Here is a 19,625-nt window from a genome sequence, read left to right on the forward strand (position 1 = left end):
ATTATGGCAGAATATACGCCTTTTACCATCCAGACTATACTGTCGGCTCTGGAATTACACCAGATCAGCCGTATAACGGCTCGCGGGCTGTACCGCCGGTCAGGAATCAAAAGATTTCTCTTTTTCACCTTGCCCCAAAGGCTAAGTATGTAATTCATTTATTAGCTACTACCTATGTTACCATTAAGCGCCAATTTAATCAAGCCCCCGGATAGCCTTAATTGCTGCCGCCATATCAGGGGCACCGTATACGGCTGAACCGGCAACCAGGATATTGGCACCGGCGGCCGTAACCTTGCGGGCCGTAACCGCATTAATGCCTCCGTCAACCTCAATATCAACAGTAAGGCTGCGGGTCGTAAGCATAGCCCGCAAACGGGCAATCTTGTCAATTGCCGCCGGGATGAACTGCTGACCGCCAAAGCCCGGGTTGACGCTCATGATGAGTATCATATCAATGTCACTCAGCACTTCTTCCACTAGCGAGAGCGGTGTGGCGGGGTTTAAGGATACACCTGCTTTTTTCCCCTGCTCTTTAATGGTTTGAATCAGGCGGTGCAGGTGCGGGGCAGTCTCTGCATGCACAGTAATAATATCGGCGCCGGCTTTTACAAAGGGATCTACGAAAGCCTGCGGGTTGCTTACCATCAAATGGACATCAAAAGGTAATTTGGTAACAGGGCGGATGGCCGCGACAACCGGTGCGCCAAACGTAAGGTTAGGAACAAAATGGCCGTCCATAACATCGATGTGTACCCAGTCGGCTCCGGCCTGTTCAAGCTTAAGTATCTCCTCCGCTAAGCGTGAAAAATCGGCAGATAAAATGGAGGGGGCAACTTTAATCGGCGTAGTCATTTAGTATCCCTTCTTGCTTTCTCTGATTTCAGTTAATATTTCAAGATAGGACTGATATCTTGCCTGAGAGATGAGTCCGCTGGCGATGGCCTGTTTAACACCACACTGGGGCTCCTTGTAATGGAGACAGGTACTGAACTTGCACGTTGGCGCTATCCTGGCTATATCAGGGAAATAGTCCATTAAATGAGCTTCTTCTATATCGTTAAACTCTGTGAAACTAAACCCCGGAGTATCAACGACAAAGCCGCCGCCGGTCACCGGCAAAAGCTCGGCGAAGCGCGTGGTATGCTTGCCCCGGCCAATTTTATGGCTGACCTCGCCTGTCATCAGTTCCAGTCCGGGCTGAATGGCGTTAAGGATAGTTGATTTGCCGGCACCGGAGGGACCGGCAAAAACGGTAATTTTATCAAAAAGAAGCAATCGCAGCGCATGAATCCCTAGCCCCTGCTTGGCAGACACTGTCAGCACTTTATAGCCAATCTGCTCATACAGCTCGGCTAATTTGGCAACAGAGTCTGTATCAGATAAATCGATCTTGTTAATGCACAGGACTATTTCCAGTTCAGAGAGTTCGGCAATAACCAGAAACTTATCCACTAGAGCCGTGTTAATATTAGGATTGACAGCAGCAAAGGTTAAAACAACCTGGTCCACATTGGCTACCATTGGCCGTTTCAGCATGCTGCGGCGGGGCCGGATTTCTTCAATGACGCCTTTGTCGGGGCCGGTTAAGGTATAGGTTACCTCATCACCCACCAGGAGTGAAAAGCGTTCCTTTTTAAACCGGCCCCGCAGATTGCAGGCAATGATTTTACCGCCGGACTGTATATAGTAGTAACTGTTATAGGCTTTAACCACAATACCTTTCAGCACATAATGGGCCTCCTATATTGTTTGTTCCTGTAATAATTTTTCATTTATATAAACCTGAACCCGTACCTGGCCAATACCTTCTACTGTTTTCTCCACCTGTTCCCCGGCTTTATGTGTACCCTCATACACGACCCGGCGGCCATTGGCGTCTGTCACCACAATTTGCAAAGGCTGGCGGGCTGGGCCGTCAGGTACTGTTATTTGCACCATGGCTCTCTTAACGGCTCCCGGTACGCCTTTGGCTACGGAAAAGTCGATCGCGGTACCCTCTGCTACTTCTGTAGCCGGGAGCGGGTTCTGACTGACAATGGTTCCCGGCGGATATTTGTCATTGAGTATTTCAGTTACTTGTCCCTGTTTTAGTTTCAGGCTTTCCAGCTGGGAAGCAACAGTACTTAAGAGCGATCCCTGGAAATCAGGCAGGATGACTTTTTTCGGGCTGGCCCCTTTACTTACGACAATATCAATAGCGGTGCCTTTGGTTATTTGCGCCGGCGGCCGGGGATTCTGACTGATAACCGTATCCTGCGGGGTATCTTCAGTAAATTGTTCGTCAATCCGGCCTACCTTTAACCCGGAATTTTTAATCTGCAGCTCTGCATCACGGCGGTTCAGGCCGCGCAAATCGGGAACTACAGTCACCTCGCCGCCCTTGCTGACAATAACGGTGATGGTTCGCTGCTCTTTGACTGTCGTCCCCGCTTCCGGTTGTTGGGAAATGACATAACCTGCCGGAACCTTATCGTTAAAAGCATCAGACACTGTGACGCGAAGGTTATTACTAAGTAAGATATTGCGGGCGGTATCTATCTGTTTACCGACAACGTCCGGTACCAGCACTTCATTAAGGCTCCAGAATTTACCGAAGCCTAAAAATGCGGCAAGTGCCGAAGCCACTAACAGAAAAAGCAAGATCCCCAGGATCCATGGCCTGCTGTTTTTTGGTACCGGCGAATTAGGTGTGAGGCCCGCTGCTTGAACCGGGTTGTTAGGGTTACCTGGGTTTGTTGCTGGTGTTACCGGTGGCAGAACCTGGGTAGGGAAATCAGTGCGCGACAACCGGCGGGTGCTGTCATCCCTGAGGTAATGCTGGGTTAATTTAAAATCGGCAGTCATTTCGCCAATATCATTAAATCTGGCTGCAGGATCTTTCGCCATTGCTTTCAGAACGACAGCCTCAATGAGTGGCGGGATGTCAGGATTTAGTTCCCGGGGAGCCTTAGGCTCTTCCTGCAAATGCTTAAGAGCGATGCTGATCGGTGATTCACCGGTAAACGGAACCTGGCCTGTGAGCATTTCGTAAAGAACGACGCCGAGTGAATAAATATCTGACTTGGCGCCCACAGCGGCACCTTTGGCCTGCTCCGGCGAAAAGTAATGGACTGAGCCGATAATTGTGCCGGAGTTAGTCATTGTGGAGGAAGTAACGGCCCTGGCAATGCCAAAGTCAGTTACTTTAATGCGGCCGGAACGGGTAACCAGAATATTATGTGGTTTAATATCACAATGTACCAAATTGTTTTGATGAGCGTGTTCAAGTGCTTCCGCTATTTCAATTGCAATTCGCACCGCCGTTTCCACAGGCAAGGGTGCTTCCCGTTCAATTTTGTCTTTTAGTGTTTCCCCGGAAATATATTCCATGATAATATAATAGGCTTGATCATCCAGGCCAACATCATAAATATTGACAATATTGGGGTGAGAAAGCCTGGCGGCTGCCTGGGCTTCCCGCCGGAACCGGCTTACAAACTCCTCGTCGTCAGTAAACTGTGAGCGGAGTACCTTAACGGCTACTGAGCGGTCAAGCAGCTTATCATGAGCACGGTATACATCGGCCATCCCCCCGCCGCCAATACGTTCCAGTATTGTGTAACGATCATCAAGTGTGCGATTGAGCATATATTCACCCCCTTATTGTAATGCCTGTACCAGGACTTCCCGCGCTGCCGGCGCAGCAATGGCGCCGCCGGCACCGGCATTTTCCACAACCACAGCAATAGCAATCTGCGGATTCTCAGCCGGTGCAAAGCCAATAAACCAGGCATGCGGCGAGCCGTGCGGGTTTTCGGCTGTGCCGGTTTTACCGGCAACCTCAATATTCCGGATTGCCGCTCCTTTACCTGTGCCTGCATTTACTACAGTAACCATCATGCGGGCTATCTGAGCGGCAAGCTGCTCATCTACCGGCGACAGCCATTTTTCCGGTGCGGTTTCTTTAACTACCACCCCGTCAGGGGTGGTGATTTTTTGTACTAAATAGGGTTTCATCATAGTCCCTCTGTTGGCAAAAGTTGCTGCCAACAGAGCCATCCTCAGCGGGGTAACCAGCAGGCTGCCCTGGCCAATGCCTGTTTGGGCTAAATCGCCATCTCCCAGTTTACTGAAATCCGGCAGTTTACCTGGAATTTCACTGATATCACCGTCCAGCGGCCGGGAAAACCCATACCGTTCAAAACCCCTGGCCATTTTAGCCGGCCCCAGGTCCAGTGCCAATTGGCCGAAGGTTACATTGCAGGATACTGCCAGGGCCTCTTCCAGACTGAGTTTGCCATGAGCTTTGTTACCAGACTCGGGCAGCACATAATCAGGTCCGATTTTAAGTGCCCCGGTGCAAGTAAACTCACGCTTGCCGGTAGCCATTTGATCGGCTAATGCCGTTTCGGCCACAAGCACTTTAATAATTGAGCCTGGCGGATATAAGCCCTGAGTCGCCCGGTTCAGGAGCGGGCTGCTCTCAGCCTGGGAGATATCATTCCAATTGGCGTCAAGGCTGCCTGGATTAAAACCGGGACGGCTGACCATGGCTAAAATTGCCCCCGTCCCGGGAGAGATAGCGACAATAGCGCCGCGGTTATCTCCCAGGGCCTGATAGGCAGCTTGCTGCAGCCGGGCATCCAGTGTCAGGGTAATATTGTCCCCGGTATTGCTTTTGAATAACTGACTGATCGCGCCTAAGCGGCGTTCCGGGGCTATCTGCCCGGACAGATGGCCGTCATAGGTGCTTTCAATCCCGGTTTGGCCATACTTGGGGCTGTCATAGCCGACTACATGCGCAAATAATGCGCCCCCGGGATATTCGCGCGTATACTCCTGTGAGGCTGTCTGTTTACTTATAGCAATTACCTTGCCCTGGCTATCGGTAATCAGGCCGCGTTCGATTTTACGGGCCGCCTCGGCGGTGCGCCGGTTGAGGGGATGAAAGGCCAGGCTGTTGCTCTTAATAACCTGAAGATAGGTAATATAACCTAGCAATATGGCCAGCAAACCGATGGAGAATAGGGCAACCTTATAGATATTGCGGCGAATTGGCTGATCCTGGTTGATTTTATTTCTCATGGGGCACTGTCGCCTCCGATATGGCAAATAACATACCCAGCAGGATAAAACTGGAAACCATTGAACTGCCGCCATAGCTGATGAGCGGCAGGGTTATACCGGTCAACGGCAAAAACTTGGTTACGCCGCCGATAATAAGAAAAGTCTGCAGCGCTGTCAGTATGGCCAGTCCCCCGGCGAGCAGCATCGTAAAAGCTGTTGCTGCGGTCAGCGCGGCGCGAAAGGCACGGTATACAATGAGTATATAGGCAATAATTACGGCGGCTGAGCCGGCTAATCCCAGTTCCTCAGCGATCGCGGCAAATATAAAATCGGTATGTACCTCCGGGATGACATTCGGATAACCGTAAGTAAGACCGCTTCCCAGAATTCCGCCTGAGCCGAAAGCAAACAATGACTGGACAATCTGATAGGCACGGCCGTCGGGATCAGCCCAGGGATTAAGCCAGATATCAAGCCGGACTTGGACATGGGGAAACAGCAGATAACACATAATCGAACCTACAAAAAACAGGCCAAGCGCTAATACCACATAACTAAGCCTGCCACTGGCCATATAGGCCATAATTACGGTGGTGCCGAAATATAACAACGCCGAGCCAAGGTCCCGCTGGACAATAAGCATCATCATTGTTAACCCCCATAGCGCCAGCAACGGTGCTATAAACCGGGGATGAGGCAGGGTAAACGGGCCATAATGCTTGGTGGCAAAGGTCAGGAGCTGTTGTCTTTCACTTAAATAGGCCGCCAAAAACAGGATAATAAACAGTTTGGCAAACTCGGAGGGCTGAAATCGCACCGGGCCCAGAATAACCCAGTTTTTGTTACCGCCAATGTCAACACCCAGAGTAATGGTGAGTACTAATAAAGCGATGCCCGTCAGACCGCATACATATTTATATTTGGCAATTGCTTCGGCCTGACGGAAAATATGGCCGGTAATGGCAAAGGCGATGAGTCCTGCCGTCAGCCACAAAGCCTGGGGGAAAAATAAATCAGGTCGCAGTCGTAAAATCATTGTTAACCCAATAGCGGCTAAAAATACTGCCAGCGGCAGCAGCAGCGGGTCGGCACTGGCTGAAACGCCGCGCATGACAGCTGCAGTAGCTGTCCACAGCAAGATTAAGCCGCTTATGGCTCCCAGCCCCTGATAACTAAACTGATTATTTGTTAAAGTAACTGCAAGATAGCCATTGAGCAGCACCAGACCGGCCAGAACCAGCAAACCTAACTCGGTTAATCTTGTTTGCCTCATGGTTAGTCCCTGTATTCCACAATAATTGCCGTAATATTGTCATAGCCGCCTGCCTGGCTAGCCTGTTTGACAAGCTTGTTGACTGCCTGCTGCGGATGTTCATATTGTAAACAGATACTAAGTATATCTTTCTCCGATACCATGTTCGTTAATCCATCTGTGCATAGTAATAACCGGTCTTCAGGCTGTTGCAAAAAAATGCCTGTATCGACAGAAATTGTATCGCTGGTACCGACGGCTCTGGTCAGAATATTCCGGTGTGGATGTACTAAGGCTTCCTCAACTGTGATACTGCCGCTTTGTACTAATTCTTCAACAAGCGAGTGGTCGCTGGTTATCTGTTGCAGTTGATTTTCCCTGATCAGATACAGCCTGCTGTCACCCACATGTCCCCAGTAGATGTCGGCTCCATCGGCATATACTGCCGTAACCGTAGTGCCCATACCCAGGCACTCGCTTTTGGCCTGGGCCATTTGGTAAATGATTGCATTGGCCTGAATAATGGCTGCTTTAAGATTTTGCTCCCAGTCAGCAGGCTGCCGGCAATTTTTGATATATTCCTGAATGGTATTGACTCCCAGGCTGCTGGCAATTTCACCGGCAACATGGCCCCCCATACCGTCGGCAACTACAAATAAGTGCGGCGGCGCAAAAATAAAACTATCTTCATTGGTTTTTCGTACCATACCGATGTCTGACTGTGCAAATGCCAGCATGGAAGTCACCTCGCAAACTTAAGAGTAACTGCTCCGATTTGTATGATATCGCCGTCCGCCAGAGCAGTTTCTTCTTCTATCCGTTGACCATTGAGCAATGTACCGTTTGTGCTGTTTAAATCAGCTAACAGGTATGTTTGTTTTGATGTAGATATACAGGCATGTTCGTAAGAAACAAAGGAATCATTAATAACTACATCATTATGTTGACTGCGTCCTATAGCTAAGCTTTCGGCTATGGGATACACAGTTTGTGCTAACAGGTTCTTGCTGTCATCAATAACCAGCAGTTTAGGCAGTTCATTGCTGCCGGTGCCCTCTTCCTCTTGCCAGGCAACGGCTCGAACCTGCGGGGCTGTCGTCTGCCTGGCTAGATCTTTGGCAGCAATTTTTATTACGCGATATAAAAAATAATAGAGCAGTAAGACCAGACTATATTGCAGGGTGATTGCAACAATACTGAGCCAATGTATTTTACCAGGCAATTCAATTCACCTCGTATAAAATTACAGTATTGCCTACGCTGATTTTGTCGCCATTTTTTAATTGCTTGTGGGTAATACGGTGGCTGCTGACATAAGTGCCGTTTAGACTCTTGGCATCATGCAGAACATGGCAGCCGTCTTCGTAAACAATATATGCATGCAACCGTGATGTATTCATATCAGTCAGCGGCATTTCATTTGTATTCCGGCGGCCAATGTTGATTCTGGTGGCGGCACAGTCAACTTTAAGCCCGGCATCAAGTCCGTCAATTACTGTCAACAGTCCGTACAGTAGCTGGACTGGCGGATCATCCGGCAATGACGGATTGAGTTTGTCAAATATCCTGGTATCACTGTTCAGGCTTGCCGGCGGGGAGCTGTCTACTTCGCCGGGATCATCGGTAAAGCTTGATGTAATCCGTAAGGCCTGCTTCGTTAGGTTTTCATCAGCAAAAAGTTCAATCTGGGGGCTGCCGGACATGGTGTAGCCTTTACGCCGGCTTTCCTCAGTTAAATAGGTTGACAGTTCACCACATACAGAGGGAGCATAGGGAGCCAGCCGCTCATACTCTTCCCGGCTTACATAAATTGAGTAATTGTTAGGCACATATACATGAGAAACACCCACAGTACGCTCATCTTCCAGCATCCGCCCCAGGTGTCTGGCGATCTCTACCGGCTGTAAACCACTGGTAAACTGCCTGTTAAAGAAATCTTCGATATATTTCTCAAAAAAGCTTTCCATATTGCGGACAAACTTCAAGTTGTAACACTCCCGCTGCTCTCATAATTTCACAGTCTCATTATACGCGATATCGCCAGTCTAGTCAAAATTAACCATTCTTTCGCAGGATTTTATGGCGAAGCTGGCCGCAGGCAGCATCGATATCGGTTCCCATCTCCCGCCGGAGCGTGACATTAAGCTGGTGGTTTTTTAAGAACTGCTCAAACCTGCCAATATCGGCAGGTGACGGACGGTAGAAGCCGCGTTCAGGGACCGGGTTGACAGGGATTAAATTAACGTTGGCTTGGCGCCCTTTGAGCAGCGCCGCCAGTTCGCGGGCATGTTCCGGCTGATCGTTAATACCGGCAATCAGGCTATATTCGTAGGTAACACGTCTGCCGGTAATGTCGGCATAGCGGCTTCCTGCTGCCAGCACCTGTTCAAGGGGGTAGTGTTTATTAACAGGCATAAGCCTGGTTCTGAGCTCATTGCTGGCGGCGTGCAAGGAGATAGACAGCGTAATGGGAATCCCTTCCGCCGCTAATTTGTCGATGGCGGGTACAATCCCGGCCGTAGACAGCGTTATGCTGCGATAACTTAAGTTAAGGCAATACGGTGCATGGATGAGGCGGATGAACCGCAGGACATTGTCGTAATTGGCCAAAGGCTCGCCTGACCCCATAAGCACAATCGAATCGACCTTATGCCCTGCCGGTTGCAATAATTGTTCAATATATAATACCTGGGCCAGGATCTCGCCGCCAGTAAGGTTTCTGGCCAGACCTCCCAGGGTTGAGGCACAGAAAGAACAGCCCATGGCACAGCCTACCTGGGTGGAAATGCAGACACTATTGCCGTAGTGCTGACGCAGGAGCACAGTTTCCACTGCCATACCATCCGTAAATGCCAGTAAAAACTTGCTGGTTTTACCGTCGCCGGCATGCTGGGCTGCCTGCTCATTAAGCTGCATAATGGTGAAGTTGTCCGCAAGCTTGGCGCGTTGGTCTTTGGCAAGATTGGTCATTGCCGCAAACTCACGTACACCGTGTTTATAAATCCACTCAACGATTTGTTGGCCCCGGTACTTCTCCAGGCCCAGTGGTTTTATCACCGCCGCCGTTTCAGCGGCCGTGAGGCCAAATAATTCAGTTTTTGCCGGAGCTGTCATAATTGATACCGCCTTAATTCTGCCGTCTCATACGGGCTATAAAAAAACCGTCCACACCGTCGGTGTGCGGCCAAAGCTGCAACATGGTGGCAGGTCGTTTTTTCCCTGGCAGGTATTGACCTGTTGTTTCCAGGCTGAACTGAGGCTGAACCTGGAGAAAGGCCTGAACAATATCCTGGTTTTCTTCCGGCTCGGTCGTGCAGGTGCTATAGACCAATACACCACCTGGTTTTACACACCGGGCGGCACTGGCGAGAATTGCGGACTGCAACCTGGGCAGATCCTGTAAAATATCTTCTGTTTTGCGCCAGCGGGAATCAGGTTTGCGCCTTAAGACCCCCAGGCCGGAGCACGGGGCATCGACAAGGACCCTGTCAGCCTTAAGCGGATACATACTGTCTAAATTGACAGCGTCGAGTGCCCTTGTTTCAATATTGGTTAAGCCCAGACGGCTGGCGTTTTCCCGTGTCAAAGCCAGCTTGTGTTCATAAATATCAGTAGATAAAACCTTACCGGTGTTATTCATCAGGGCGGCAATATGAGTGGTTTTACCACCGGGAGCCCCGCAGGCATCAATGATAAATTCACCCGGCTGAGGATCGAGAATATGGGCCACCACCATGGAGCTTTCATCCTGTACCTGGAAAAGCCCTGCCCGCAATGAGGCCAGGGTGTTCAGGCCCGGATGCCCATAGCATATAATACCTTCCGGGGCCCAGTCTGAAAGCTCGCAGGTTACCCCCTCGTCTGTTAACCGCTGCAGGAGCTCAGGGCGGCTGGTCTTAACTGTATTAGTGCGGATTGACAGGGGCGGTGTGGTATTATTAAGTTGGCATAACTCCTGACAGGCGGCGGCACCCAGACGCGCAACCCAGCGTGTAATCAGCCATTCAGGGTGAAAATATTTTAGTGCCAGGTATTGCACCGGCTGTTTATCCGGGTCGGGATATACTATTTTCTCCGGGCTGCGGGCAGCATTTCTCAGCACGCCGTTGACAAATTTAACGGTACCGGCATGTCCGTACTTTTTGGTTAGTTCAACTGCCTGGTTGCAGGCGGCGGAAGCCGGTACTTTTTCCAAAAAAAATAACTGATACATACCTAAACGCAGGATATTTCTAATAACAGGCGCCACTTTCGTAAGCGGGCGGCTCAGGTAGCTGCTGAGCATCCAGTCCAAAGTAGCTCCGGCTTTGACGGTACCATAAACCAATTCAGTGATAAATCGCCGGTCCTGATCGGAAAGCTGCCCCTGGGACAGCTGACGGTTTATTTCGCGGTTCAGGGCAATGTTGGCGTAAGCACCGTTAGTCTCTATGTCATTAATTACTTTTAGAGCGATTTCCCTGGCGTCATTTTTTTTTGTAGTCATATAGAGCCACCATCTTTAAAATTTATTGCTAAGTGCTTTTTATAAAGCTTTGAATAACCTCTTCCACTTTCTTAAGATCAACCCGTGTATTGCAGCAGGGCCCAAAAGGCCGGCTGTTGAGAACGCCAATAACCGGCAGGGGGAATACATCCTGGATACCGCTTGTCAGATCGCGTTCACAGGCAATGGCCAGGACTGCGTGCGGCCGAATGCTTTTGATCACCTTTCTGGCTAAGGTACCGCCGGTCACAACCGCCAGATGGGCGCCATAGCGATTGGCCAGTGTTACCAGATCACCAATTTGACATTGGCCGCAGTGATGGCAGTTGGACACATCGCGGGTTATTTTATGCGGGCAAGCCTCCTGCTGCAGGCAGTGCGGTGTCATAATCAGCAGTTTGGACGGTTGTACTTTTATATTCTTCTGCTTGATTAAATGGTTGCTGACCTCAATAAAAGAGCGTTCGATCCGTTCTTTGTCGACATCAAACAATTTGCCCAGGCAAATAGCGATCGGAAATAAGAGATTAATAGCTGACCAGGCCAATCCCTGAAAGATGCCCAAAGTCCTAAACCCCAGGATCGCCAGCAGGATACCGGCCACACCACAGACAGCAGCCAGAATAACTGCTGCTAACAATGTGCCAAGCAGCAGGGGCAAATAGCTGCTGATATTGGTTAAACCTGGCAGGCTGACAACCCACAACCCGTAACTAGATATGACTGCCAGCAGCAGGCTAATGAGGATAAGCACTAAAAAAAGCCGTTTGCGGGGCCTGTGTACAATATCAATCATAATAGCCACCTTCTATTCAAATAGGTTGCCTACAGTAAGGCAATAGCCGCAAACACAGTCGCTGGCCTTCATTCGCCGCTTTGATGCCGGCTGCACTTCCTGTAGTTCGATCAGGCCCTGGCCGGTTTCGACAACAAGCCCGGTTTTGGTTATCTGCACAACCCGTCCAGGCTCTGTACAGGTCTGTGTCTCGCTATGAACATTAGTCTGCCAAATTTTCATTGTTTTATTTTGCAGGATGCAGTAGGCACCGGGCCAGGGATTAAGTCCGCGCACCAGATTATGGATGGCAACAGCCGGCTGGTGCCAGTCAATGCGTTCGGTATCCCGGTCAAGCATACGCGCGTAGGTGGAATCTGCCTCAACCTGCGGGGTCCGCGGCGCCTGGCCGGCCGCTAAGTGCTGCAGTGTGTCCGCCAGCACGGTAGCGCCTAAGTCACGAAGTTTGTCATGGAGACTGCCGGTTGTATCGGTTGGCAGAATTGGCAGCTCGGCTTTAAAAATTATATCGCCTGTGTCCATGCCGGTATCCATGTGCATCGTGGTAATCCCGGTTTTGGTTTCGCCATTGATGATGGCCCAATGAATGGGGGCTGATCCCCGGTATTTGGGTAATAATGAAGCATGCACATTAATGCAGCCATGGGCCGGCAGCGCTAATATCCGCGAGGGCAGAAGCTGGCCAAAAGCAACAACAATGATGACATCCGGAGCAAGTGCCTTTAGCTGGTTATAAAATTGATCGGTCTTAATCGTTTCAGGCTGCAAAACCGGTAATTTGTAGGTCAGTGCCGCTTCTTTAACAGGTGAATAAGCAAGTTTTTGGCCGCGGCCTTTGGGGCGGTCAGGCTGGGTAACAACAGCGGCTACCGGAAACTCTTCTTTGATAAGCATTGTTAAACAGGGGACGGCAAAATCCGGCGTTCCCATAAATACTACACGTAATTTACCCATTCTATTACCCCTTACGCATGGTTTTGGCTAACTCAATGAACAAAATGCCATCAAGATGGTCTATTTCGTGCTGGAGGGCACGGGCCAGCAGACCTGAGCCGTTAATCTGAATCTTTTTGCCGCTCCTGTTGATAGCCTCTACAGTAACGGTGGCATAGCGTTCAACCTCACCGCACATGCCAGGAACACTTAAGCACCCCTCGGTACCGCTTTCGCAGCCTTCTTTGGCAACAATTACCGGGTTGATGAGTTCGATCAGACCATCACCCACGTCGATGACAACGAGGCGCCGGGATACTCCCACCTGCGGTGCCGCTAACCCCACGCCATCGGCAGCATACATGGTTTCTGCCATATCGTTAAGTAAGTTTCTGATTTTACGGTCAATTTTATCAACAGGCACTGCCAATTCTTTTAATATCTTGTCGCCTGCTTTTCTAATCTCCATTACCGCCAACGTATTTACCTCCTCTTACACAAACCCATTAAAAAAATTTTACCATAATTTCGTTTGCCGCGAAAGGTGACTAAAGGACATTTATAGGGTCAATGTCAACGATGATATCACGACGGCTGGCCAGGCCTAAGCCTGCCAGCTGTTTGGCCACAGTGGGCAGCTCCTGGGTTTTTATGAGGATATTCACCCGGAAGATATCTTTTATTTTATTCACGGAGGCCGGAAACGGACCAATAACGGCAGCGTCTGCCAACCCCGGCGCTTGTGTAAGATCTGCGGCCAGTTGGTTGGCATTGCGGTGAACGGTTATTTCATCAGCCCCGTGAACGGTTATTTTCACCAGATTAGCATATGGCGGATAGTGTAACTGGCGGCGGAAGGTAATTTCGTGCTGATAAAAAGCCTGGTAATTGTGACCGGCACCGGCGATAATCGCATAGTGTTCAGGATTATAGGTCTGCATAACCACCCGGCCGGATTTTTTGCCGCGGCCGGCCCGGCCGGCCGCCTGCGTCAGCAGGGCAAAGGTTTTTTCGGCGGCCCGAAAGTCGGGCAGATTCAGGGCTGTATCGGCAGAGATGATGCCAACTGCAGTAACGTTGGGGATATCATGGCCTTTGGCCACCATCTGCGTGCCCAGGAGAATGTCATAGGTGCCGGCGGCGAAAGCCGACAATATTTTGTCATGCGCCATTTTGCCGCCGGTGGTGTCCTGATCCATGCGAATGATTCTGGCGGCCGGAAAGGCGGCCGCCAGCGCTTCTTCCACCTTTTGCGTGCCGGCGCCGAAATAGCGAATATAGCGGCTGCTGCATACCGGACAAATATCCGGCACTGTGTGGCGCTCACGGCAGTAGTGGCAGCGCAATACCGTGGCTGAGGCATGATAAACCAGGGCAATGTCGCAATGCGGGCATTTGAGTACATGGCCGCATTCACGGCACAGCACAAAGGTCGAGTAACCGCGCCGGTTCAGCAGGATGACAGCCTGTTCCTGCCTGGCCAGTATTTCAGTCAGCATATCCTTCAGGGCCTGGGAGATAACACTGCGCCGGCCTTGGGCCAGTTCCTGGCGCATATCAACAACTGTAACCTCAGGCATCGGTGTATTATCGACCCGCTGATTCATTGGGATAAACACGTGGTCTCCCTGCCGGGCTTTGTAATAGGTCTCAACCGCAGGTGTGGCACTGCCAAGCACCACAACCGCCCCGGCCAGTCTGGCTCTGGCTAATGCGACCTCCCGGGCATGATAGCGGGGCGTTTCTTCCTGCTTATAAGTAAATTCATGCTCTTCATCAATAATGATCAGGCCTAGCTGACCGGCCGGGGCAAATAAGGCCGACCGGGCGCCGATGACAATGCCTGCCTGGCCGGCCTGCAGACGGCGCCACGCATCATGCCGTTCGCCTACAGACAGTTTACTGTGCATGACCACGACATCTTCGCCGAAGGCTGCTTTAAACCGGGCTACAATCTGGCTTGTCAGCGCAATTTCAGGCACCAGTACGATCGCCTGCCGGTTAAGGCGCCTTGCCTCGGCAACGGCCCTGATATACACCAGGGTCTTGCCACTGCCGGTAACACCATGCACTAGGAAGGAGGTATGAAGGCCGGTGTTAATTGCCGGTATGATTAAACCGAGGGCATAGGCTTGCTCCGGTGTCAGGTTTACTGCCGGCGTCTGCAGACAGCCCCCGGCATAGCTGTTTCTGAATAAAGGCAGCTGCCGGGTTGTAATAAGGCCCTGTTCTGCCAGCTTTTTCACTGTGTCCTGCGTGATACTGAGACTACGCAGCTGGGCCGTGGTCAAATTCCCGGGCGCAGCCAGCAACGCGTTGAGCAGGCGGCGCTGAGCGGCCTTGTTTTTGGGGAGGGTTTGCTCAATCTGAGCAGCCGTTTCCCGGCTGACAGCCAGGTCAATAATGGTTGTCACACTGGCTTTGCCCCGTTTGCTGACAATATCGGCACTGATAATTAGTTTATGCTGTAAAAAGAATTTTATCATAGCCGCCGGGTCACTCGTCAGTTTGGCAAGGTCGGTCAGGGTGACAGGACCATGTTCATATATGTAGGTAAGCAGCGTCCGGAATTCTGCCGGCTTTTTGCTTAATAAAACAGCTGCCTGCTCAAAATCAACGCTGGCCGGGGCTTGATAGGCCTTCTGGGTTTTAATGCCCGACTGACCGGGGATAAATAAGCGCATGGCTTCGCTTAGTGAACACAGATAATAATCACTTAACCATCTGGCCGTGTTCAGCATATTACTGTCAAACCAGGGCACATGATCCAAAATCTCAAGAATTGATTTCAAGCCTTCGGTTTTTTCCGGTTCCAGGCTAATGATAAAACCTTCCACCTTACGGTTACCAAAAGGCACAAGCACCCGGCAACCTACCTGCACATTGGCTAAATGGGCCGGAATCGTATAAGAAAACGGTTTATCAAGGCTGCGGGCCGGAATGTTAACAATAACTTGAACAGTATTTGACATGTTTTCACCACTTATTACCGAATAAAGAGAAGGGGACTGTGCTAGTCCCCTTTTTAATTATTAAATAGATATTCGCTTTTTAATTGTCAAATACCTGCTGGCGGTTGTCCGGGTCATGAGCGGCCATTTCCCAGTCAACCCCAGTGTCCATTGGCAAACGTTTAAAAAAACGTTTAGTCCGGTGTCGGCGCAGCGGCGAAAAACGAAGCTTCATGATAAGCACTTCCTAACTCTGAATAGAGTAGCCAAGTGATTGCAACGTTTCCTCAATATAGCCGCTGGGGGTAACTGCTTCGTCATGAGTAACTGCAACCTGATGGGTGGTTAAGGACACCTTCACTGAGGAGACACCATAAAGATGGGACAAAGTATGCTCAATACGATCCCGGCAATGGTCGCCTTTCAGGCCGCCAACACGGTAGATGGATTGTTTGGTATTTTTCTGTGTAGCCAATGGAATACCTCCCTTGTTACTGAATTGAGTGTCCACAATTGTTAGTATTACCATTGGTCAATAATTAATTAGTTATAGATTGGCTTCTTTGCGCAGAATTTCCGCTTTGTCGGTCTGCTCCCAGGGCAGGCTGACATCAGTGCGGCCAAAATGACCATAGGCAGCAGTCTGACGGTAAAGCGGACGCCGGAGATTCAGGGATTTAATGATACCGGCCGGTCTTAAATCAAAATGCTTGTTGATGAGTTCAACTATTTTCGACTCGGAAATTTTAGCAGTACCGAACGTTTCCACCATAACCGAAACCGGCCGGGCAATGCCGATGGCATAGGCCAGCTGGATTTCGCATTTATCGGCTAAGCCGGCGGCAACTACATTTTTGGCAACATAACGGGCCGCATACGCCGCGGAACGGTCAACCTTTGTTGGGTCTTTGCCCGAAAAAGCGCCGCCGCCGTGCCGGGCCATGCCGCCATAAGTGTCGACAATGATTTTTCGGCCTGTTAAACCGGCATCGCCTTGCGGCCCGCCGACCACAAAACGACCGGTTGGGTTGATATAATATTTTGTTTTGGCATCCAATAGTTCTGCGGGCACGATCGGGACGACGACGGCGGCGATCAGATCCTTTTCAATTGTTTCCCGGTCTGCTTCCGGGCTGTGCTGAGTGGACACAACGATAGTATCAATACGCACCGGTTTGCCGTCTTCATACTCAACCGTAACCTGGGTCTTACCATCAGGACGGAGGTAACCGAGCTCACCGCTTTTACGGACCTCGGACAGCCTGCGCGCCAGCTTATGGGCTAAAGCGATTGGCAGCGGCATATATTCAGGCGTTTCGTTGGTCGCATAGCCGAACATCATCCCCTGGTCACCGGCACCAATTGCTTCAATGGCATCCATGGCGCCCTGTTTTGCTTCTAAGGCTTTGTCTACCCCCAGGGCAATGTCCGGCGATTGTTCATCGATCGAGATTAAAACACCGCAGGTTTCGCCGTCAAAACCATATTTGGCCCGGGTATAGCCGATACTCTTGATGGTTTCGCGGACAATCTTGGGAATATCTACATAGCAATTCGTGGTAATCTCTCCCACTACGTGCACTATACCGGTTGTTACCAAAGTCTCGCAGGCCACCCGGGCTGACGGGTCATGGGCCAGAATAGCATCAAGTACACTGTCGGAAATTTGGTCAGCTATCTTATCCGGATGGCCTTCCGTGACAGATTCAGATGTAAAAAGCACACGTTTTTTTTCCAAGATCATTATCCCTCCCAGTTTATATTTTAAGAAAAGGTTTGGCTTGTACCAAGCCCTTTAGGACGGTGGCAGAAGCCGCCTGTGCTTAGGGTATAGGCGTTTTTATGTCCACAGAATTTATTTATAAATCCTGGTAGACTAAAAAAAGAAAACCCCCGCAAGGGGGCGTGATTTTTCTTTCACTCCCATCTTACGGTCTTGCCGCCGGAATTGGCACCGTTTTTAGCCGGATACTGCTAAATGGTTGCCGCGGTTTCATCGGGCCAGTCCCTCCACCAACTCTTGATGAGTATAGAGTATGCAATTTTCATATCAAATTTTAATCGAATTAATAAAAAAAATCAAGTAGAATTTGTCAGCATTGCACAAATTTTGTCTAAAATAATTTCTGCAACCTGTTGTTTGCTTTGCAGGGGCAGTGCCTCCACCATGCCGTTTCTGTGAACAAGTTTCACAATATTGGTGTCCAGGTTAAAGCCGGCCCCGGGTAAAGTGACGTCGTTGGCCACGATCATATCCAGGTTTTTCTTGCGCAGTTTTTCCTGGGCATGTTCAATCAGCCCTTCTGTTTCAGCCGCAAAGCCAATTAATAGCTGTCGCTTTTTCCGCTGGCCCAAATCGTACAGGATATCCGGGTTTTTGACCAGACTCAGGGTTAGTGTATCGCCGGTTTTCTTTATTTTTTGCTCGGCCGCCAGTTCAGGCCGGTAGTCGGCAACCGCCGCTGCTTTTATGACGATATCAACGGCGTCAAAGTCAGCCAGAACCGCATTGTGCATCTCTGCCGCTGTTTCTACCCGTTTTATGGTAATTCCCGGCGGCACAGGCAACCCGGAAGGTCCGGAAATTAAAATAACCTCAGCACCGCGGGCTGCTGCTGCCTGGGCCAGGGCATAGCCCATTTTACCGCTGGAACGGTTGCCGAGATATCTGACAGGGTCAATGGGTTCCCTGGTGCCAGCGGCAGTAACCAGCAGGCGTTTCCCCGCCAGCTCACGGCGGGGGTGCAGGATTGACAGCAGATTTTCCACAATTGCTGCCGGTTCGGGTAACCGGCCGGGTCCTTCGATGCCACAAGCCAGCATACCTGAGGCCGGTTCCATAATATGATAGCCTAAGCTTTTTAACTTGGCTAAATTTTGCTGGGTGACCGGGTTGAGAAACATATTTGTATTCATCGCCGGTGCGAGCATAACCGGCGCCGTAGTGGCCATGACTGTGGTTGTAAGCATATCGTCCGCAATACCATTGGCTATTTTGCCAATGGTATTGGCTGTTGCCGGGGCAACTAAAAACAAATCAGCCCGCGAAGCCAGAGCGATATGCTGGACATTCCACGTTTTGGGTTCTTCCCACATATCGGTGATAACCGGATTGCCGCTGATTTCCCGGAAGGTGAGCGGCGTGACAAAAGCGGTAGCGGCTTTTGTCATAATAACATAGACATTACAGCCGGCCTTTTTTAAACGGCTGACAACATCTACTGTTTTATAGGCAGCAATGCCGCCGGTAACGCCTATGACAATCGTTTGACCTGAGGACATGATTTCCTCCTATTTAATGCCGGTTTTGGTACGTTCATAGGTTATTTTCCGCTGGGCTATTTCCTCCAGGGCCATTGTTACAGGTTTATTGGATTTCGACTCTGCTGAAGACGGCTTTCCGTCCATGATTTCCCTGGCCCGTTTGGCAGCAAGCACCACCAGTGTGTATTTACTATCAACTTTCGCTACTAAAGCATCTAAAGACGGATTAATCATTAGGTTTTCCCCCTAGCCTTTACTTGCAGGTTTGCCTATACACTTTGAACGGTAGAGGCTGTCAATTAAATCAGTATTGCGTTCGGCCCGGTACTTTTCGGCAGTGATTATAGTTTCGATTCTTTGGACAGCGGCAGCTACCTGATCATTAACCACGATATAATGATAGTTGTGCGCCAGCTTAAGCTCACTGCTTGCACAGTGTAAACGATTTTTGATTACCTCAGGGCTGTCAGTACCGCGTTTGTAAATCCTGTCAGCCAGCTCATCAAGGGAAGGCGGGACAACATATACATAAACACCCTGCGAAAAATTATCCTTGACCTTCATGGCTCCCTGTGTATCAATTTCCAGTACAACATCAAACCCGCTATGTAGCTGGTCAAGCACATAGCGGCGTGGTGTACCATAGAAATTACCGTAAACTTCTGCCCATTCCAGCAGCTCACCGTTGTCAATCATGGTCTTAAACTGTTCTTTGCCAGTAAACAGGTAGTTTACCCCATCTACCTCTCCCACCCGCGGCAGGCGTGTAGTAGCTGATATTGAGTATTTGAGACGGGGATTGCTACGCAGCAACTCACGGCAAATAGTACCTTTTCCGGTACCGGAAGGTCCGGAAATAACAATCAAAATTCCTTGCTGCGTCATCGTCAATCT

At 50.2% G+C, this 19,625-nt stretch carries 20 protein-coding genes and 2 riboswitches; all 20 genes read right to left on the bottom strand.

Translation table 11 applies throughout. The features are described 5' to 3' along the window. Positions 1 to 13: 13 nt before the first annotated feature. Positions 14 to 146, bottom strand: a riboswitch (FMN riboswitch). Between the two features lie 49 nt (positions 147 to 195). After that, on the bottom strand, positions 196 to 855 hold the full coding sequence (gene rpe / locus SPTER_RS09830; protein ID WP_144350251.1) for a ribulose-phosphate 3-epimerase: 660 nt from the start codon (positions 853 to 855) through the stop codon (positions 196 to 198). Next, entirely contained in the window at positions 856 to 1,731 is an 876-nt protein-coding gene (gene rsgA, locus SPTER_RS09835; protein ID WP_144350252.1) for a ribosome small subunit-dependent GTPase A, read from the bottom strand. A gap of 12 nt (positions 1,732 to 1,743) precedes the next feature. After that, entirely contained in the window at positions 1,744 to 3,630 is a 1,887-nt protein-coding gene (gene pknB / locus SPTER_RS09840; protein WP_144350253.1) for a Stk1 family PASTA domain-containing Ser/Thr kinase, read from the bottom strand. A 12-nt stretch (positions 3,631 to 3,642) separates the two neighbouring features. Next, positions 3,643 to 5,067 carry a peptidoglycan D,D-transpeptidase FtsI family protein gene (locus tag SPTER_RS09845; protein WP_144350254.1) on the bottom strand — a complete coding sequence of 475 codons (1,425 nt, stop codon included), beginning with the start codon at positions 5,065 to 5,067 and terminating at the stop codon, positions 3,643 to 3,645. Then, a complete protein-coding gene (locus tag SPTER_RS09850) occupies positions 5,057 to 6,322 on the bottom strand; it encodes an FtsW/RodA/SpoVE family cell cycle protein (protein WP_144350255.1) in 1,266 nt (421 codons plus the stop codon). Before SPTER_RS09850 ends, SPTER_RS09845 begins: the two co-directional genes overlap by 11 nt. Positions 6,323 to 6,324: 2 nt before the next feature. Continuing rightward, positions 6,325 to 7,038, bottom strand: coding sequence for a Stp1/IreP family PP2C-type Ser/Thr phosphatase (locus tag SPTER_RS09855; RefSeq protein WP_144350256.1), 714 nt, complete (start codon positions 7,036 to 7,038; stop codon positions 6,325 to 6,327). Positions 7,039 to 7,043: 5 nt separating this feature from the next. Then, positions 7,044 to 7,523 carry an FHA domain-containing protein gene (locus tag SPTER_RS25630; RefSeq protein ID WP_281289515.1) on the bottom strand — a complete coding sequence of 160 codons (480 nt, stop codon included), beginning with the start codon at positions 7,521 to 7,523 and terminating at the stop codon, positions 7,044 to 7,046. A 1-nt stretch (position 7,524) separates the two neighbouring features. Further along, the gene (locus SPTER_RS09865; RefSeq protein ID WP_144350258.1) at positions 7,525 to 8,286 is read right to left on the bottom strand and encodes an FHA domain-containing protein; all 762 of its coding nucleotides are present in this window, start codon (positions 8,284 to 8,286) and stop codon (positions 7,525 to 7,527) included. A 70-nt stretch (positions 8,287 to 8,356) separates the two neighbouring features. Then, a complete protein-coding gene (gene rlmN / locus SPTER_RS09870) occupies positions 8,357 to 9,415 on the bottom strand; it encodes a dual-specificity RNA methyltransferase RlmN (protein ID WP_144350259.1) in 1,059 nt (352 codons plus the stop codon). Between the two features lie 13 nt (positions 9,416 to 9,428). Further along, complete coding sequence (gene rsmB / locus SPTER_RS09875; protein ID WP_144350260.1) at positions 9,429 to 10,787, bottom strand: 16S rRNA (cytosine(967)-C(5))-methyltransferase RsmB; 1,359 nt, start codon at positions 10,785 to 10,787, stop codon at positions 9,429 to 9,431. A 28-nt stretch (positions 10,788 to 10,815) separates the two neighbouring features. Continuing rightward, the gene (locus SPTER_RS09880; protein ID WP_144350261.1) at positions 10,816 to 11,583 is read right to left on the bottom strand and encodes a DUF116 domain-containing protein; all 768 of its coding nucleotides are present in this window, start codon (positions 11,581 to 11,583) and stop codon (positions 10,816 to 10,818) included. A gap of 12 nt (positions 11,584 to 11,595) precedes the next feature. Next, positions 11,596 to 12,537 carry a methionyl-tRNA formyltransferase gene (gene fmt / locus SPTER_RS09885; protein ID WP_144350262.1) on the bottom strand — a complete coding sequence of 314 codons (942 nt, stop codon included), beginning with the start codon at positions 12,535 to 12,537 and terminating at the stop codon, positions 11,596 to 11,598. Positions 12,538 to 12,541: 4 nt separating this feature from the next. Continuing rightward, positions 12,542 to 12,994 (bottom strand): peptide deformylase, encoded by a 453-nt coding sequence (gene def / locus SPTER_RS09890; RefSeq protein ID WP_170233228.1) that lies wholly within the window; start codon positions 12,992 to 12,994, stop codon positions 12,542 to 12,544. A gap of 70 nt (positions 12,995 to 13,064) precedes the next feature. Next, positions 13,065 to 15,488, bottom strand: coding sequence for a primosomal protein N' (gene priA / locus SPTER_RS09895; RefSeq protein WP_144350264.1), 2,424 nt, complete (start codon positions 15,486 to 15,488; stop codon positions 13,065 to 13,067). A gap of 79 nt (positions 15,489 to 15,567) precedes the next feature. Beyond that, on the bottom strand, positions 15,568 to 15,702 hold the full coding sequence (locus SPTER_RS25635; RefSeq protein WP_281289516.1) for a hypothetical protein: 135 nt from the start codon (positions 15,700 to 15,702) through the stop codon (positions 15,568 to 15,570). Between the two features lie 12 nt (positions 15,703 to 15,714). Then, on the bottom strand, positions 15,715 to 15,942 hold the full coding sequence (locus tag SPTER_RS09900) for a heavy-metal-associated domain-containing protein (RefSeq protein WP_211367529.1): 228 nt from the start codon (positions 15,940 to 15,942) through the stop codon (positions 15,715 to 15,717). A 72-nt stretch (positions 15,943 to 16,014) separates the two neighbouring features. Continuing rightward, positions 16,015 to 17,205 carry a methionine adenosyltransferase gene (gene metK / locus SPTER_RS09905; protein WP_144350266.1) on the bottom strand — a complete coding sequence of 397 codons (1,191 nt, stop codon included), beginning with the start codon at positions 17,203 to 17,205 and terminating at the stop codon, positions 16,015 to 16,017. A 182-nt stretch (positions 17,206 to 17,387) separates the two neighbouring features. Then, positions 17,388 to 17,497: riboswitch (SAM riboswitch) on the bottom strand. Between the two features lie 49 nt (positions 17,498 to 17,546). Continuing rightward, positions 17,547 to 18,749, bottom strand: coding sequence for a bifunctional phosphopantothenoylcysteine decarboxylase/phosphopantothenate--cysteine ligase CoaBC (gene coaBC / locus SPTER_RS09910; RefSeq protein WP_144350267.1), 1,203 nt, complete (start codon positions 18,747 to 18,749; stop codon positions 17,547 to 17,549). Between the two features lie 9 nt (positions 18,750 to 18,758). Continuing rightward, entirely contained in the window at positions 18,759 to 18,965 is a 207-nt protein-coding gene (gene rpoZ, locus SPTER_RS09915) for a DNA-directed RNA polymerase subunit omega (protein ID WP_144350268.1), read from the bottom strand. 12 nt (positions 18,966 to 18,977) lie between these two features. Further along, a complete protein-coding gene (gene gmk / locus SPTER_RS09920) occupies positions 18,978 to 19,616 on the bottom strand; it encodes a guanylate kinase (RefSeq protein WP_144350269.1) in 639 nt (212 codons plus the stop codon). Between the last annotated feature and the right edge of the window lie 9 nt (positions 19,617 to 19,625).

The sequence above is a fragment of the Sporomusa termitida genome, from assembly GCF_007641255.1.
In the GTDB taxonomy this organism is placed as follows: domain Bacteria; phylum Bacillota; class Negativicutes; order Sporomusales; family Sporomusaceae; genus Sporomusa; species Sporomusa termitida.

What these genes read in the sequence shown, in the direction of transcription:
- SPTER_RS09855 (WP_144350256.1), bottom strand. Translation starts at nt 7,038, where the DNA reads ATGCTGGCATTTGCACAGTCAGACATCGGTATGGTACGAAAAACCAAT.
- SPTER_RS09880 (WP_144350261.1), bottom strand. Translation starts at nt 11,583, where the DNA reads ATGATTGATATTGTACACAGGCCCCGCAAACGGCTTTTTTTAGTGCTT.
- SPTER_RS09845 (WP_144350254.1), bottom strand. Translation starts at nt 5,067, where the DNA reads ATGAGAAATAAAATCAACCAGGATCAGCCAATTCGCCGCAATATCTAT.
- SPTER_RS25635 (WP_281289516.1), bottom strand. Translation starts at nt 15,702, where the DNA reads ATGAAGCTTCGTTTTTCGCCGCTGCGCCGACACCGGACTAAACGTTTT.
- rpoZ (WP_144350268.1), bottom strand. Translation starts at nt 18,965, where the DNA reads ATGATTAATCCGTCTTTAGATGCTTTAGTAGCGAAAGTTGATAGTAAA.
- fmt (WP_144350262.1), bottom strand. Translation starts at nt 12,537, where the DNA reads ATGGGTAAATTACGTGTAGTATTTATGGGAACGCCGGATTTTGCCGTC.
- SPTER_RS09850 (WP_144350255.1), bottom strand. Translation starts at nt 6,322, where the DNA reads ATGAGGCAAACAAGATTAACCGAGTTAGGTTTGCTGGTTCTGGCCGGT.
- gmk (WP_144350269.1), bottom strand. Translation starts at nt 19,616, where the DNA reads ATGACGCAGCAAGGAATTTTGATTGTTATTTCCGGACCTTCCGGTACC.
- pknB (WP_144350253.1), bottom strand. Translation starts at nt 3,630, where the DNA reads ATGCTCAATCGCACACTTGATGATCGTTACACAATACTGGAACGTATT.
- rpe (WP_144350251.1), bottom strand. Translation starts at nt 855, where the DNA reads ATGACTACGCCGATTAAAGTTGCCCCCTCCATTTTATCTGCCGATTTT.
- rlmN (WP_144350259.1), bottom strand. Translation starts at nt 9,415, where the DNA reads ATGACAGCTCCGGCAAAAACTGAATTATTTGGCCTCACGGCCGCTGAA.
- rsmB (WP_144350260.1), bottom strand. Translation starts at nt 10,787, where the DNA reads ATGACTACAAAAAAAAATGACGCCAGGGAAATCGCTCTAAAAGTAATT.
- priA (WP_144350264.1), bottom strand. Translation starts at nt 15,488, where the DNA reads ATGTCAAATACTGTTCAAGTTATTGTTAACATTCCGGCCCGCAGCCTT.
- coaBC (WP_144350267.1), bottom strand. Translation starts at nt 18,749, where the DNA reads ATGTCCTCAGGTCAAACGATTGTCATAGGCGTTACCGGCGGCATTGCT.